Source organism: Streptomyces sp. P13-3-3, assembly GCF_050571355.1.
Taxonomy (GTDB): domain Bacteria; phylum Actinomycetota; class Actinomycetes; order Streptomycetales; family Streptomycetaceae; genus Streptomyces; species Streptomyces althioticus.
In genome coordinates this window covers 2439853-2454586 of record NZ_CP192228.1, presented here as the reverse complement: position 1 = coordinate 2454586, position 14734 = coordinate 2439853, and the positions used below count along the sequence as shown (strand labels likewise).

General features: G+C 71.8%; 15 protein-coding genes and 2 tRNA genes. 4 read left to right on the top strand and 13 right to left on the bottom strand.

Annotation, left to right across the window (positions count from 1 at the left end; genetic code table 11):
* Window positions 1–51: 51 nt before the first annotated feature.
* Complete coding sequence (locus tag ACQZOG_RS11140; RefSeq protein ID WP_430741477.1) at window positions 52–1275, bottom strand: hypothetical protein; 1224 nt, start codon at window positions 1273–1275, stop codon at window positions 52–54.
* On the bottom strand, window positions 1272–1838 hold the full coding sequence (locus ACQZOG_RS11135) for a DUF4365 domain-containing protein (protein WP_037638619.1): 567 nt from the start codon (window positions 1836–1838) through the stop codon (window positions 1272–1274). The genes ACQZOG_RS11140 and ACQZOG_RS11135 overlap by 4 nt, the downstream gene beginning before the upstream one ends.
* Before the next feature lie 168 nt (window positions 1839–2006).
* Here ACQZOG_RS11135 and ACQZOG_RS11130 point away from each other — a divergent pair, with 168 nt between their 5' ends.
* Complete coding sequence (locus ACQZOG_RS11130; protein WP_359519876.1) at window positions 2007–2732, top strand: 3'-5' exonuclease; 726 nt, start codon at window positions 2007–2009, stop codon at window positions 2730–2732.
* 88 nt (window positions 2733–2820) lie between these two features.
* Here the strand turns inward: ACQZOG_RS11130 and ACQZOG_RS11125 are convergent.
* From ACQZOG_RS11125 to ACQZOG_RS11085, 9 genes are all read right to left on the bottom strand, one after another.
* Window positions 2821–2892: transfer RNA gene (locus ACQZOG_RS11125), tRNA-Val, on the bottom strand.
* 39 nt (window positions 2893–2931) lie between these two features.
* On the bottom strand, window positions 2932–3381 hold the full coding sequence (locus tag ACQZOG_RS11120; RefSeq protein WP_033275188.1) for an SRPBCC family protein: 450 nt from the start codon (window positions 3379–3381) through the stop codon (window positions 2932–2934).
* 35 nt (window positions 3382–3416) lie between these two features.
* The gene (locus ACQZOG_RS11115) at window positions 3417–6152 is read right to left on the bottom strand and encodes a Tat pathway signal sequence domain protein (RefSeq protein WP_359519786.1); all 2736 of its coding nucleotides are present in this window, start codon (window positions 6150–6152) and stop codon (window positions 3417–3419) included.
* Window positions 6153–6252: 100 nt separating this feature from the next.
* The gene (locus tag ACQZOG_RS11110; protein WP_354792745.1) at window positions 6253–6831 is read right to left on the bottom strand and encodes a hypothetical protein; all 579 of its coding nucleotides are present in this window, start codon (window positions 6829–6831) and stop codon (window positions 6253–6255) included.
* Window positions 6832–6842: 11 nt separating this feature from the next.
* Window positions 6843–7733: a carbohydrate ABC transporter permease gene (locus ACQZOG_RS11105; RefSeq protein ID WP_230227342.1), complete on the bottom strand. Its 891-nt coding sequence runs from the start codon at window positions 7731–7733 to the stop codon at window positions 6843–6845.
* Window positions 7730–8731, bottom strand: a complete 1002-nt coding sequence (locus ACQZOG_RS11100; RefSeq protein WP_430741476.1) for a carbohydrate ABC transporter permease — start codon at window positions 8729–8731, stop codon at window positions 7730–7732. Before ACQZOG_RS11100 ends, ACQZOG_RS11105 begins: the two co-directional genes overlap by 4 nt.
* Window positions 8731–10020 carry an ABC transporter substrate-binding protein gene (locus ACQZOG_RS11095; RefSeq protein WP_359519780.1) on the bottom strand — a complete coding sequence of 430 codons (1290 nt, stop codon included), beginning with the start codon at window positions 10018–10020 and terminating at the stop codon, window positions 8731–8733. Before ACQZOG_RS11095 ends, ACQZOG_RS11100 begins: the two co-directional genes overlap by 1 nt.
* Before the next feature lie 367 nt (window positions 10021–10387).
* A tRNA-Val gene (locus tag ACQZOG_RS11090) sits at window positions 10388–10459 on the bottom strand.
* Window positions 10460–10580: 121 nt separating this feature from the next.
* Window positions 10581–11039 carry a TIGR02611 family protein gene (locus tag ACQZOG_RS11085; RefSeq protein ID WP_033275056.1) on the bottom strand — a complete coding sequence of 153 codons (459 nt, stop codon included), beginning with the start codon at window positions 11037–11039 and terminating at the stop codon, window positions 10581–10583.
* Between the two features lie 191 nt (window positions 11040–11230).
* Here ACQZOG_RS11085 and ACQZOG_RS11080 point away from each other — a divergent pair, with 191 nt between their 5' ends.
* On the top strand, window positions 11231–11644 hold the full coding sequence (locus ACQZOG_RS11080) for an SsgA family sporulation/cell division regulator (RefSeq protein ID WP_004002642.1): 414 nt from the start codon (window positions 11231–11233) through the stop codon (window positions 11642–11644).
* 910 nt (window positions 11645–12554) lie between these two features.
* The gene (locus ACQZOG_RS11075; RefSeq protein WP_037638633.1) at window positions 12555–13115 is read left to right on the top strand and encodes a CGNR zinc finger domain-containing protein; all 561 of its coding nucleotides are present in this window, start codon (window positions 12555–12557) and stop codon (window positions 13113–13115) included.
* 82 nt (window positions 13116–13197) lie between these two features.
* Here ACQZOG_RS11075 and ACQZOG_RS11070 read toward each other — a convergent pair whose 3' ends face one another.
* Entirely contained in the window at window positions 13198–13350 is a 153-nt protein-coding gene (locus ACQZOG_RS11070; protein WP_019523797.1) for a hypothetical protein, read from the bottom strand.
* Window positions 13351–13499: 149 nt separating this feature from the next.
* Complete coding sequence (locus tag ACQZOG_RS11065; RefSeq protein ID WP_033275054.1) at window positions 13500–13952, bottom strand: hypothetical protein; 453 nt, start codon at window positions 13950–13952, stop codon at window positions 13500–13502.
* Between the two features lie 227 nt (window positions 13953–14179).
* Here ACQZOG_RS11065 and ACQZOG_RS11060 point away from each other — a divergent pair, with 227 nt between their 5' ends.
* Entirely contained in the window at window positions 14180–14704 is a 525-nt protein-coding gene (locus tag ACQZOG_RS11060) for a DsbA family protein (RefSeq protein ID WP_193468249.1), read from the top strand.
* Window positions 14705–14734 lie beyond the last annotated feature (30 nt).

Genomic DNA, 14734 nt, shown 5'->3' with positions numbered 1-14734 from the left:
GAGCGCACGCATGGGTGCGATCGTACCGACCCGGGACCCGTGCAGGCGAAATCAGCCGTCGTGGGCCGGGCCGAAGGCCTCGCCGAAGTCGTCCGCGCTCTCCTGGAGCACCTTGAGCAGCCGGTCGCGTTCGGCCTCGTCGGCCTGGACCGGCGCGACCCCGCGGACCTCGGTGAGACGCCGGAACCCGCTGCGTCCGGCCAGCCGCCCGCGCATCCGCACCGGCAGCCCCATGAGGTGGGCGTGGCCGGCGATCCGGTAGTCCTCCTCGCCGAGAGTGACCCGGAGGTGCCCGACCTCGGCACCCGCGAGCACCCGCAGCCGTACCAGGCCGTCGCCGCCGGCCTGTGCCCGGTACATCCGCACGACCACCCCGGTGACGGTGACGGTGACGGAGGGCTCGGCGCGCCGGTAGAGGCGGCCGGCCTCGAGGAGCACCGGCAGGTCGCCGGGCGAGAACTCCACGGGCCCGGCCGCCGCGCACCCGTCGGGCACCCCGGCCGCCGGCGCCCAGTCCACGCCGACGCGGGCGCCCCGGGTCCCCCGCACCAGGGCGGCGAGGGCCTCGGTGAGCTCGTGGCTGACGCCCGCGCCGACGGCGGTGGCGAAGGCCTCCAGGGAGCCGGTGGCCCGACTGTGGTCGACGGCCTCGCGGGCGGCGTACAGGGCGTGGAACAGGCACACGGCGAGCGGGCGGCCGGTGGCGACGGGTACGAAGGCGGTGAGGCCGCGGCCGTCCGGCGCGGGGCCCACCAGCACGCCGTCCAGTGCGGCGGCGGCCGGACGCCGGTGGCGGGCGCCGTGATACCCGGCACGGGCGCGGGTGGCGAGCGCGGCGGCCAGCAGGGTGCGGCGGGCGGCCGTCCGCAGCTGTTCCTCCGCGGTCCAGGCGACGGCGTCGCCCGGACCGGGCGGAAGGTCGCGTGACCAGCGGATCTCGTCGCTGGGCACGGCGAGGGCGAGCAGGATCTCGCGGGCGGAGGGCGTGCCGCTGCGGGAAAGCGCGTCCAGGGCCTCGGCGAGCAGGTCCTCGCTGTCGGGGAAGGCGCGGCCGGCCGGGACGAGCAGGCTGGTGCCGGTGCCAGGCCCTGGCGGGGCCCAGCGGCCGTAACGGCCGGGGGCGCCGCCGCGCCGCTGCCAGCCGTGCCGGCGCAGCAGGGCGGTGAGGACGGCGGGGTCGGCGCCGGCGGCCTCGGGAGGCCGCGTGCCGGGGAAGGGGTCGGCGGGGTGCGGGCGTACGGGCCGGGCGGGTTCGCCGGTGGGGCGGTGGGTCACGGTCTGCCTCCCCTGCCGACCCGCGTCATGATCTCGCACAGCGCCCGGTCGTCGAAGATGCGTGAGGTGGGGATCCGTACGGTGGTGCGGCGGCGGCCGGTGACGGGGTGTCCGGCGAGGTTGACCCAGTAACAGCAGTGGCGCAGGTCGAGCCGGTCGTGTCCGGCGCGCAGCCAGTCGTCCTGGGAGCGCGGCAGGAGCATCACGACCAGGATCTTGTGCACGGAGACCGGGGTGCGGGCGAGCTTCTCCAGGTGGGCGTTGTCCAGGGTGAAGGAGAAGGAGCGTCCCCGGGGGTGGGGGGCGATCTGGGACGTGGCCTTGAGCTGCACCTTGATGGTGACCTCGTCGTCGACGAGGTGTCCGGGCGCGCTGTGGCTGACGTGCCAGTCGATGCCGTTGTCCGGGAAGGGCTGGGACAGCGAGCAGCCCGCCGCCGCGGCGACGGCGTGGAGGTAGCCGACCTGCAAGGTCTCCATGCAGGCGGTGGTGGCGAGGGTGCCGCGAGCGGCCGGTGTGCGCTCCGGCAGCAGCCCGCCCCGTTCGGGCTGCGCGATGGCCATGACCAACAGCCTTCCAGAAAAGTCGATTCCCATGCTCGGGTCGCTGAACTGCAAAGACCCGTACTCCTGTTGTCTCCTCCCGGCGTAGTGCGCAAACGGGGCGGGTATCACCGCTGCGAGCAGTGGACGGCACGTCAACTGCTCGTGGTGAGCGAGGGGTTGGTGGGTATGACGTGCTGGTACGAGGGGCCGCTGGCCGCCTTCGACACGGAGACCACGGGTGTGGACGTCGAGACCGACCGGATCGTGTCGGCCGCTCTCGTCGTCCAGGACGCGCCGGGCACCCGGCCGCGGGTGACCCGCTGGCTGGTGAATCCGGGCGTGCCGGTGCCGGCCGCGGCGACCGAGGTGCACGGGCTGACGGAGGAGCATCTGCAGCGCAACGGCCGCTGGCCGGCGCCGGTGATGTACGAGGTGGCGCAGGCGCTGTCGGAGCAGGCGGCGGTGGGCCGGCCGGTGGTGGTGATGAACGCGCCGTTCGATCTGACGCTGCTGGACCGCGAGTTGCGCCGGCACCGGGCGTCCTCGCTGAACCGCTGGTTCGAGCGGTCGCCGCTGCTGGTGCTGGACCCGCGGGTGCTGGACAAGCACCTGGACCGCTACCGCAAGGGCCGCCGGACACTGGCCGACCTGTGCGCACAGTACGAGGTGGAGCTGGAGGAGGCGCACGACGCGGCGGCGGACGCGGTGGCCGCGCTGGAGGTGACGCGGGCGGTGGGCCGCCGGTTCGCGTCCCGGCTGGAGCGGCTGTCCCCCGGTGAGCTGCACACGTTGCAGGCGGTCTGGCACGCGGCACAGGCGCGGGGCCTCCAGGCGTGGTTCGCGCGCACGGGCACGGAGGAGATCGTCGACCCGGCCTGGCCCCTGCGCCCGGACCTGCCGGCGGCGGCGTGACAGCACGGGAAAAGGCGTGACAGCACGGGAAAAAGAAGAGAGCGACGCGGTCCGCGTTGTCGGCGGACACACGTCGCTCTCCCGAGCGTGGGCGATACTGGGTTCGAACCAGTGACCTCTTCGGTGTGAACGAAGCGCTCTCCCACTGAGCTAATCGCCCGGGAACGCACCGAACAATACAGGGGTCGGGACGCTTCGTTCAAACCGCTTGCAGGTGCGCCGCCAGTCCGCGCCGCCCGGCCCGCAGCATCAGCGCGTGGTTGGCGCGGAAGAGCGGCCGTCCGGGGACGGCGAGCACCCGCAGCAGCCGCGCCCGGACGTCGACCTCCTGCTCGTAGTGGGCGGCGCAGCCGTGGGCGCCGAGGTCGGTGACGGTCCACCGCGCCCAGCCGTCGATGTCGCCGGACAGCCCGGCCTCCAGCACGCCGTTCTCCCGGTCCCGCCGCCCCTCCCGCAGGGTGAAGGTGAGGTCGTACGGAAGGACGGAGCGGATCGTGACGATGCCGGTGGTGTCGTCGAGGCGGGCGACCTCCCGCACCTGCGGCCACCACCGGGGGTAGTCCTCGATCCGCTCCAGCACGCCGTACACGGTGGCGGCGGGCGCGGACAGCGTCCACACGGTGCGGAAGCGGTAATGGTTCCGGTCCATGTACGGAGTGTGCCCGTCCGCGCCCTCCTCGTGCGTCACGGCATGCGGTCCCCGAGGAGTGCGAGGTTCTCGATGGCGGCAAGACCGTAGAGGGCGGTGTCGTTGGTGGAGACCCAGGGGGCTTCGCTGCCGGCGACCAGGGCGGTGGGGCCGCTCACCCTCTCGGTCTTCCAGGGCGCGGACTCCTTGTAGCCGTCGGAGTCGTAGAACTTCGCCCAGGCCCGCTCGGCCAGCTTCTCGTCGCCGGTGCGCACGGCGGCGTAGGCGTCGAGGCGGGAGTGGCCCTGGAAGAGGATGAGGCTGCCGAAGTCGGAGCCGTAGCGGGCGGTCTGTTCGGCCTTGGTGGCGTTGAAGTAGCGGCAGTAGTCGTAGTAGGCCTCCTCGAACGCGGGCATGTCGACGAGGTCGATGAGTTCGGCGCACAGCTCGTTCAGGCCGAAGACCGCGGACAGGTGGGAGACCTCCACCTTCGGTGTGCCGGCGACGGCGAACCGTCCGGTGTCGAGGTCGTACAGGCCGCTGCCCTGGACGAAGCCGTTGGGCTGGGCGGCGATGGTCTCCATGGTGGACAGGACGCGTGCCCGGGCCTTCCGCCACTTGGGGCCCTTGCGTTCCCACTCGGTGAGCCAGGCGGAGACCAGGCCGCTCCAGTCGGTGCCGAAGCCGATGGACAGGGCGCCCGGGTCGGGGGTGTACGGCTCGGTGCGGATCTTGCGCAGCGGGTCGAGGGCGAGGAAGGTCTCGTCGGAGTCGACGTTGGCGTGCATGAGGTCGCCGGTGCGTTCGTCGGCGGTGAGGAAGTAGTAGAAGCGCCGGTAGGTGGTGTTGGCGATGCGCTGCTGTTTGGCGCTGTCGGCGTAGTGCTGGACGCCGTGGCGGGTGCCGAGTCCGGCCCATTCGCCGAGGTGGTAGACGTCGACCTCGCCGGTGTGGCGGGTCATGGCCTCGGCGAAGCGGAAGATGTCGGCGCGCCCGGAGCGCAGGTAGGCGTACCAGAGCCACAGGTCGGGTGAGAGTTCGCTGTTGTCCCAGGCGTAGCCGCCGATGTCGTAGCGCCACTGGTGCCGGACGGTGTCGTAGGTGTGCATGATGTCGCCGTAGTCCCAGAAGCCGTACCAGCGGCGCTGCTCCACCTGGTCCTTGTAGTAGGTGAAGAGGAAGTCGAGGTGGTCCTCGATCTTCGCCTTGGCGGGGGTGGAGCGGTCGGGCTCGGCGAACAGGCCCTTGCCGAAGACGCCGGCGGTGATCAGCTGCGCGGGCGGCGCGGCGAGCTGCGGCAGCACGCGTACGGCGCGGGCGCGGGCGGCGAGCTGTCCGGCGTCCGGGGTGGCGGCTTCGGCCCAGAACAGCAGCTCGGAGGTGCGGGCGATGCCGTAGGGGGTGCCGAAGCCGGGCTCGTAGTCCTCGTAGGTGATGTTGAGGCCCTCGAGCTGTTCGGGGAAGGTGTCCTGGCCCATGCCGTCGTGGTAGAAGCGCAGGTCCATGGGCTGGGCCTCGGGCGACCAGAGCCAGAGGGTGACCTCGGCGGTGTCGGTGTGGGCGTCGCGGACGTCGAGCTGGGCGGGGTGCTTCTCCCAGAAGTCGCGCAGCCCGAAGGAGAGGCCGCCGCTGACGCCGCCGACGTAGCCGAAGCCGGAGGCGCGCCGCCCGCCGCCGGCGCCGATCCAGCCGTGGCCCCTCTTGGTGCGCTTGCGGACGGTGAAGCCGTCGGCGGAAAGCTGGGAGAGGGTGTGGTCGCCCCATTCGGGGATGTACTGCAGGCGGCTGGTGACGCGCTGGTCCCAGGTGGTCGGGTCGGGCAGTTTGCGGCCCTCGAGCTGGGCCTCCTGCACGGCGATGCCGGGGTCGCGGCGCAGTCCGGTGATGCCCTTGACCGCTTCCCGGAGCATCCCCTCCCCCTCGCCGCCGAGCCGGATGTGCCGGTCGTACGTCGCGTCGCGCAGCGGGACGGAGAAGCGGACGCCGATGCCGCGCACGAAGTCGCCCTTGGCACGGCCGGGTTCCTGCTTTCCGTCGTAGGTGATGGTGTGCACCATGCGGAAGGACTCGGCGCCGGCGTAGAAGTAGAGGCGCACGGAGAAGGGCAGCAGGGTGTCGCGGCCCTTGCGGTGGGTGCCGTCGACGCGGACGACCGCGCGGACGGGGCCGTCCTGCTCGACGGTGACGCCGGAGACGGTGCCGTCGAACCGCTCGGTGCGGACGGTGGTGCGGTCGCCGTCCTCGATCTCGGGCTGACGCAGCACGACGAGGCGTCCGTCGCGGGCGATCTCGGTGGAGCCGCGGGTGACCGAGCGGACCAGGGTGTCGCCGCCGGTGCCGATCCGGGCGGTGATGACGCCGGTGGAGACGGTGACGGTGGCGCCGCGCCGGGTGACGGTGACCTTCTTGCCGGGCGCGGCGGGCGTGCCGGTCCTCAGGGTGAGCCGGCCGGTGCCGGAACTGACGGCGTGCGCGGTCCACTTGAGGGAGCCGTCGGGCCAGTACGCGAGCGGCCAGGTCTGCACGGGGACGTCGTTGCCGTCGGCGTCGGTGACGGCGAAGGTCCGGTCCTCCGGGTGGGCGCCTCGGGGCCAGGGGACGCCGACGGTGGAGCCGGGGGCGGCGCCCAGGCCGCCCTCCTCCAGCCAGCCGAGGGTCACCGGGTCGGAGCCGGTGGGCGCGGAGGCGGGCGCCGCGGCGGCTTCCCTCCCGCCGAGGGTCCAGCCGGCCTGGGTGGCGGCTCCGGCGACGGCGGCCGCCTTGATGAGGGTTCTGCGGGGGATGGGGGGCATGGCCCGTCCTTTCCTGGCTGCGGGGTGCACGGCTTATGTCAGGGGCATGACAGACAGAGGTGCGGTGCCTAGGCGCCCACCCCGTCGGGGGCACCGCCCGTCAGCGGTGCCGGTGACGCTCCTCCACGGCGACGGCGGCCGCCGCGACGGCCCCCAGCACGGGGACCACGAGGGGTGTGCTGAACCAGGCGGAGCAGACCGTGACGGCCAGTCCGCCGATGAGCAGGAAGGACCCGGCGGGGTCGCGTACGGTGTGCCGCCCGGCCCGTGCCACCAGCGGCCACCAGGACACGCCGGGCCGCCACAGCGCCGCCGCCCGCAGCAGCGCGGCCGCGGCACCGATGAGCGCCAGCACCCCGACGGCCCCGACCGGCGGACCGCCCGGCAGCCCGGCCCGTACGGCACGCAGGTCGGTCCACACCACGGCCACGGCCGCCCATCCGGCGAGCCCGACGAGCCAGCCGCCGCGCACCGCGCTCCGGAAGTCGGCCGTGAACTCCCGCCATCCGCCCGGCTCGTGAGCCAGATGACGGCGCAGGTGCCGGGTCCCCGCCGCCAGCGCGGCGGGGTAGGTGACCAGCGGGAGCGCGGCCAGCGCGATCCACACGCCGGTCAGCAGGCACTCGGCGAAGAGCGCGAACCTCCCCCAGGCCCTCGACCCGGTACGTGCCAGGGACATCGTCAGCTCACTCAGCCCTTCAGTCCGGAGGTCGCCATGCCGTCGATGAGGTAGCGCTGGAAGGCGAGGAAGAAGGCCAGCACGGGCAGCAGCGCGACCAGCGACATGGCGATCATGCCGCCGTAGTTGGCGAGTCCCTCCTGGTCGACGAACATCTTCAGCCCGAGGGACACCGTGTACTTGCCCGGCTCGTTGAGGTAGATCAGCGGGCCCATGAAGTCGTTCCAGGCGTTGATGAAGGTGAAGATGGCACTGGTGATCAGCGCGGGCCGGCACAGCGGCAGCACGATCGACCAGTAGATGCGCAGATGCCCGCACCCGTCGAGCCGGGCCGCCTCGTCCAGTTCCCTGGGCAGGTTCCGCATGAACTGCACCATCAGGAAGACGAAGAACGCCTCCGTGGCCAGGTACTTCCCCAGCAGCAGCGGGGTGTAGGTGTTGATCATCTCCAGGTTGCGGAACAGCACGTACTGCGGGATCAGCAGCACGTGGTACGGCAGCAGCAGCGTGCCGATCATCAGCGTGAAGAGCACGTTGCGGCCCGCGAACCGGATCTTGGCGAAGGCGTACGCGGTGAGCGAGCAGGAGATCAGGATGCCGATCACCGAACCCACCGCTAGGAACAGCGAATTGAGGAAGAACGTGGAAACGGAGATGTCGGCGATGCCGTCGGCGAGGCTGGTGTAGTTCGACACGATCGGGTCGGCCGGGAAGAGGTCCAGGCTGCCGACGATGTCCTCGCTCGCCTTGAGCGACCCGCCGACGACCCACACCACCGGGTAGAGGATCACCGCGAGCAGCGCCAGCGCCCCGACGTGCCAGGCGAGCGAGCCGGGCAGGCGGCGCCGCGAAGCGCCCTTCGCCGACGGGGTGCGGGTGATGTCGCCGGCCTGTGCGGTCATCGGCCGCCCTCCTCGTAGTGCACCCAGCGCTTCTGGGACCAGAACAGCACCGCCGTGACCAGGGCCACCGCGACCAGCAGCATCCACGCCATGGCGGAGGCGAGGCCCATCCGGCTGTTCTCGAAGCCCTGCACGTACAGGTAGCAGGTGTAGACCATGGAGCCGTCCCCCGGACCGCAGGCGTTGCCGCCCGCGCCGCCGCCGACGATGTAGGCGGAGCTGAAGATCTGGAACGAGTGGATCGTCTCCAGCAGGACGTTGAAGAACAGCACCGGCGAGATCATCGGCAGGGTGATGTTCCAGAACTGCCGCAGCTTGCCGGCCCCGTCGACGTCGGCCGCCTCGTACAGCTCCCGCGGCACCTGCTTCAGCCCGGCCAGGAAGATGACCATGGGCGCGCCGAACTGCCAGACGGTCAGGGCGACCAGGCTGTAGATGATGAGGTCCGGGTCGCCGGTCCAGCCGCCGGCGTCGATGCCGAAGACCTTCTGCGTCCGGTCGACGATCGCGTCGTCCGAGAAGATGGCCTTCCAGACGATGGCGACGGAGACGCTCGCCCCGATCAGCGACGGCGCGTAGAAGGCGGCCCGGTAGAAGGCCTGCCCGCGCCGCTTCTGCGCGAGCAGCAGGGCGACGCCGAGCGCCACGAGCAGCTTGATGGGCGTGCCGACGACGACGTACCAGAGGGTGACCCGCACCGAGTGGCGCCAGCGCGGGTCGCCGAACATCTCGGAGAAGTTGTCCAGTCCGATCCAGCGCGGGGCGTCGAACAGGTTGTAGTCGGTGAACGCGAAGTAGAGCGAGGCGGCCATCGGGCCCGCCGTCAGCAGCAGGAACCCGGCGATCCACGGGGACATGAAGAGATAGCCGGCCAGGTTCTCACGGCGGCCCCGCCGCTGCGGGCCGGCGGGGCGCGGGGGTGTGTCCGGTCCGTGCCGCGGCCCGGGGTCCTTCGCCCGGGCCTCCGTCGCGGGGGCGTGTGTCACGGCGGTTCCCATCAGCTGCTGAGGGCGGTCTTCGACTCGTTGAAGAACTGCTCGACGGCGTCGGACACCGACCGCTTGCCCAGCCCCAGCTCCTCGCCGATGCGCAGGAACGCGGCCTCGCAGATGTCGGCGCCGTTCGGGTGCGGGGTGATGGGCTCCAGCACGCCCGCCGTCACGAGGGTCTCCTCGTAGGCGGCGATCGCCTTGTTCACCGGGTCGGTGGGCCGGTACGCCTCGTACTGCGCGGTGGTGGCGGGGACGCCCCGGTCGTACCCCATGATCGTGGCGACCGCGGGGTTGTGCACCATGAAGTCGATGAACTGCGCGACCTCCACCGGGTGCTGGGTGCGCCTGGAGGCGCTGAGCATGAGCGAGCCGAGGTACTGGCCGGTGCGCTTGCCGTCGGTGGTGGGGATGGGCGCGAGACCGTACTCGCTCTTGCCCTCGGAGGTGTAGCGGACGGTGAAGTTGTCCCAGGTGAACTCGGAGCCGGCGAGTTCGGCGGAGAGCGCCGACTTGGGTTTGATCTGGGCGACCTTCTTGGGGTCGGCGAACAGGCCGGACCTCACGCCCTTCTCGGCCTTCGTCCACCACCGGGTCAGGTCCGCCTCGGTGAAACCGAGACCGTCCTCGGTGAAGAACGCCTTGCCGTTCTGACGCAGGTACAGGTCGTAGAGGTACATGACGCCGTACATGCCGCTGTCGCCCGCGCGCCCCGTACGGTCGCGCACCCGGGCCATCGCCTCGTCGAAGTCGTCCCAGGTCCAGCCCATTTCGGGGGTGATACCGGCGCGGGCGTAGACGGGCTTGTCGATGACGAGCGCCATCGAGTTGGACCCCACGGGCACGCCGAGGAGTTTGCCGTCGATCTCGCCGAACTTCTCCAGGCCCGCCCGGAATCCCTCCATGCGCAGGTTGCCGGCCTTCACCTGCCCGTGAAGGTCCAGAAGAACATTCTTCGCATCGTATTTGCGGAGGAATCCGACGGCATTCTGGAAGACGTCCGGCGGATTCCCGCCGGAGGCCTGCGTGTTGAACTTCTTCCAGAAATCCGTGTACGGCTGGAAGTCGGTCTTGACCTTGATCTTCGGGTGCTTCTTCTCGAAGAGATCGATGGTCTTGTTGATGCGCTGCGCCCGGTCCTCGGCGCCCCACCACGCATAACGGATCGTCACCGTTCCGTCCCCGGAACCGCTACCGCCGCCGCATGCGGTCGCCGTCGCGCCGAGACCCGTGACAGCGAGCGAGGCCCCCGCCGCTTTGAGGACCGTCCGCCTCTCCACACCCTTGCCCTGCTGCATACAAGCCTCCCCGCGACGGTCCCGGCCGCTTCATGAATCGTTTCAAGTAAGCGCTTGCTGGCACAAGGTACGGAGGGCCCAAGGGCGCGTCAATGATTCGGACAGGAATTGATGGCGAGGCCTCGCGGGCACCGGACGGCGGGCGCGTCCGGGATGCGTCCGGGGCGGGAGGGAAAGCGGCAGGTCCCCAGCCCCGCGGCCGACCGGCCGAACGGAACGGGGGCGGCCGTGGCGGGGCGCGGGGCAGGTCACGGTTGGGTGACGCGCGGGCGAAGCGGAACGGGGCCGGGAGCGGCGGGGGCCGGCCGTCCCGGGAACGACGAAGCGGCCCGGCTCACTGTTGGTGAGCCGGGCCGCTTGATCCCGGTGGGCGATACTGGGTTCGAACCAGTGACCTCTTCGGTGTGAACGAAGCGCTCTCCCACTGAGCTAATCGCCCGGGCGCAGGAAGAACATTACCCCATGTCAGGGGGTGCCCATGACCACCGGACCCCGTGACCGCCGGAGGGCGGGAGCTCGTGGAGCTCGCGCGCCCTCCGGCCCGGGTCACTGATCCTTGATCACTGGTCCTTGATCTTCCAGGGCATCTGCAGACCGAACTTCCACAGGTAGAAGCCGGCCAGCGCGGCCACGATCACCAGGCCGACCGAGGTCAGGATGATGTTGCGGCGGCGCACCTTCGGGTCCAGCGCCCGCTGGGCCGCCTCGGTGACCTTGCGCTTGGTCCAGCGCAGCACCAGTTGGGCCCAGACGAACTCGGTCGCCCAGATCGCCATGCCGCCGAAGATCACGACCCATCCCGGGCCGGGCAGCGGCAGCATGATCACGCCGGCCACCACCACGGCCAGCCCGACGACGAAGACCCCCACCTGCCAGCTCAGATGCAGCGCCCGCCGCGCCTTGACGAACTCGGGCGCCCTCGACCCGAGCGCCCGCTCGTCCCGACGTTCGCCCTCTTCCACCGTCACCCCGTGGGCCGCGGTCACGACCTCGCCGGACTCGTTACTCCCCGTGTTCATGCACCCCAACACTACCGGAGCGAAACACATCACCGGAATGGACGCAGGGCGCGAACGATCTCTCGGCCGGAAGAGTTACGTAATCCCACGCAAAACACTCAGAGGGGTTTACAACGGCACCGTAGGTGGCATGTCGATTTCGCCGACGTGCGAATCCCCGAGCGCACACTGAGCGAAAGGCCCTGGCGCTTATGAACACCACGGTCAGCTGCGAGCTGCACCTGCGCCTCGTTGTGTCGAGCGAGTCCTCCCTGCCTGTCCCCGCAGGCCTGCGGTACGACACGGCCGACCCCTACGCCGTGCACGCCACCTTCCACACCGGAGCCGAGGAAACCGTCGAGTGGGTGTTCGCCCGCGACCTCCTCGCCGAGGGACTTCACCGCCCCACGGGCACCGGCGACGTCCGCGTCTGGCCGTCGCGCAGTCATGGTCAGGGCGTCGTGTGCATCGCCCTGAGCTCTCCGGAGGGCGAGGCCCTGCTCGAGGCCCCGGCGCGGGCTCTGGAGTCCTTCCTGAAGCGCACAGACGCCGCCGTGCCGCCCGGCACGGAGCACCGGCACTTCGATCTCGATCAGGAGCTCTCGCACATTCTGGCGGAGAGCTAGCGCGCCGCCTCGAAGCCGCCCGGCGCCGTCGACTCGGGGTGACGGCGCGGGCCTGGACCAGTTGAATGCATCGGCGTCGACGCCACGGGGTTTTTGCCGTGGGTCGGCGCCGGTGTGCGTGGGGTGTCGGGCGGGTGCGTCCAGGGGGTGGGCGGCTTGGATTCGTCGGCGGGTGCGGTTCGTAGGGGCTGGTTGCGCAGTTCCCCGCGCCCCTTTGGGTGTGCGTGCGGGCGTAGGCGCCTGGCGGCCGGGGGTCGGGGTTGGGCCGCGAGTGCGGGTTGTCGGGGGCTGGGCGCGCAGTTCCCCGCGCCCCTTTGGGTGTGCGTGCGGGCGTAGGCGCCTGGCGGCGGGGAGACGGGGTTGGGCCGCCAGTGCGGGTTGTCGAGGGCTGGGCGCGCAGTTCCCCGCGCCCCTTTGGGTGTGCGTGCGGGCGTAGGCGCCTGGCGGCCGGGGGTCGGGGTTCGGCCGCGAGTGCGGGTTGTCGGGGGCTGGGCGCGCAGTTCCCCGCGCCCCTTGGGGGGGTGAGCGCGAGCGTAGGCGCCTGGCGGCCGGGGGTCGGGGTTCGGCCGCGAGTGCGGGTTGTCGGGGGCTGGGCGCGCAGTTCCCCGCGCCCCTTTGGGTGTGCGTGCGGGCGAAGGCGCCTGGCGGCCGGGGGTCGGGGTTCGGCCGCGAGTGCGGGTTGTCGGGGGCTGGGCGCGCAGTTCCCCGCGCCCCTTGAGCGTCGTCGGGGGCCGGTCGCGCAGCTTTCTGCCCCTTTCGGCGTCGTTCCTGGGGGTGGGAACCCCTGGTGTGCCTTCCGCGTTGGAATCGAAGCCGTGTGCGGAGCGGGGAGGTGCTGGGTGGCGCGGAGCCACTACCATCGGCCAGCATCGGCGGGCGCCCGCCCGACCCCCAGGCCAGGGAGCGAATCGTGCTGATCACCCATGACACCCGGTGCGCGCTGGACACCGTGGTGGATCTGGTGAACACCGCACCGGAGGACGACACGACTCCGGACGGACTGGCGGACGTCCCCGCCCTCGAGGCGTTCGTACGGGACCACGAGGTCAGCGAGGTCGGGGTGCTCACCGAGTTCGACCTGGCCGCGGTGCGCAAGATCCGCGCCCGGTTCGCCGCGGTGTTCGCCGCTCCCGACGCCCGCAGCGCCGCCACGATGATCAACGAGCTGATCGCGGCCGCCGGCACCACGCCCCGGCTCACCGACCACGACGGCTACGACTGGCACGTGCACTACTTCGCCCCCGGCGCCTCCGTGGCCGACCACCTGGCCGCCGACTGCGGGATGGCGCTGGCGTTCTTCGTGGTCGCCGGCGAGCAGGAGCGTCTGCGCCGCTGCGAGGCCCCGGACTGCCGGCACGCCTTCGTGGACCTGTCCCGCAACCGCTCGCGCCGCTACTGCGACAGCCGCACCTGCGGCAACCGGCTGCACGTCGCCGCCTACCGGGCGCGCCGCAAGGAGGCGGCGGGCTGATCCGGCCCGTCCGCCACGGGGAGTGACGGGAGATGCCGCCGACGCGGTCCCGACGGGTGACGCCGGGAACCGCGGGTACGGATCACAGCCACAGCAGGTCGTGCAGGGCGGCCGTGAGCAGCAGACACCCGATCACCGCAAGGAAGATCATCAGCGGTGGCTGGGATAGGGCGAAGAGGCATCCGCGCGGCTCGTCCTGCTGCGGCGCGGCATCGCTCTGTGTCGTGTCCAGCATCTCGCCGCGATGATGACGCATCGGACGGGCCGGACGCGATCAACACTCGTGGAAAGCATCCGCGCACACCGAAAGCGCGGTCTACCGGTCAGGGCGTGATCACTTCCGCGCGGTCCGGGACGCCCTGTGACGCATGTGGTCCCGGGTGGTCAGATGCCGTGCTTCTTGAGAATGGCCTCGATGTCGCTGAAGTCGTCGTCCCCCTGTGCGGCGGGCTTCTGCCGGGGCGCGGGGCTCTGCCCGCCGGTGGACGTCTGTCCGAGGGCGGGCGCGGAGGCGCCGGGTGACGTGGCGGCGGGGGCGGACGCCTCCCGTGCCGCCGCCCTGCGTTCCTTGCGGGTGCCGCCGCGCCGGCGCTCCACCGTGCGGGTCGTGGCGAACATCAGCCAGGACAGGCCCAGTACGCCGAAGCCCGCCCAGGCGACCGGGCTGAACGCGGTGTCCGCGAGCCACTCGACGACGCCGGCCATCACCAGGCCGAGCGGCACCAGCGCGTACGCGGCGATGCGGGTCGCCGTCAGGTAGCGCTTGCGGTAGGCCGTGACCACCGCGATGCCCAGGCCTGCCGCGGCGACGGCGGAGCAGACGGTCTCGGCAATCATCCCGGTCCTCCAGGGCAGCGTGCGTGCGGTCACGACGGGGTGCGACTCCGTCCCTTCCATCCTGCACCCGCCGGGCCCCGAGCGGCCATGCCCGGGGCGGACATCAGGGACATCTCCGGGTCCGGGCTCCTCCGCAGGTGCCGGTGGGCGTGCACCTGATGGGAGGGAGGACTCCGGTCAGGGCCCGGATTGGGTGGTGCCGGGGCGTGGCTGGAAGACTGTCGGCCATGAGTGACTCCTCCCCCGCCCGTCCCGCCGCCCCCGTCCTCGACGTGTGGTGCGAGCTGCAGTGTTCCGACTGCCGGACCGCCCTGGACGACCTCCGCGCCCTGCGGGCCCGGTACGGCGACCGGCTGGACATCCGGCTGCGGCACTTCCCGCTGGAGAAGCACAAGCAGGCCTTCGCCGCGGCCCAGGCCGCCGAGGAGGCGTGGGAGCAGGGCCGGGGCTGGGAGTACGCGGAGGCCGTGCTGGGCCGGGTCGAGGAGCTGGAGCGCCGGGGCGAGGCGGTCCTGGTCGACGTCGCCCGCGAGCTGGGTCTCGACGCCGAGGAGGTCGACACCGCCCTGATCGACGGGCGGCACATCCTGGTGGTCGACGCCGACCAGGCCGAGGGCAAGGCGATCGGGGTGACCGGGACGCCGACGTACGTCATCGGCGGGGAGCGGCTCGACGGCGGCAAGAGCCAGGAGGGCCTGCGCGAGCGGATCGAGGAGATCACGGACCGGCTGCTGGCCGGGCAGGACGCCTGACCCCGCCCGTCCGCCCGTCCTCCCCCGGCG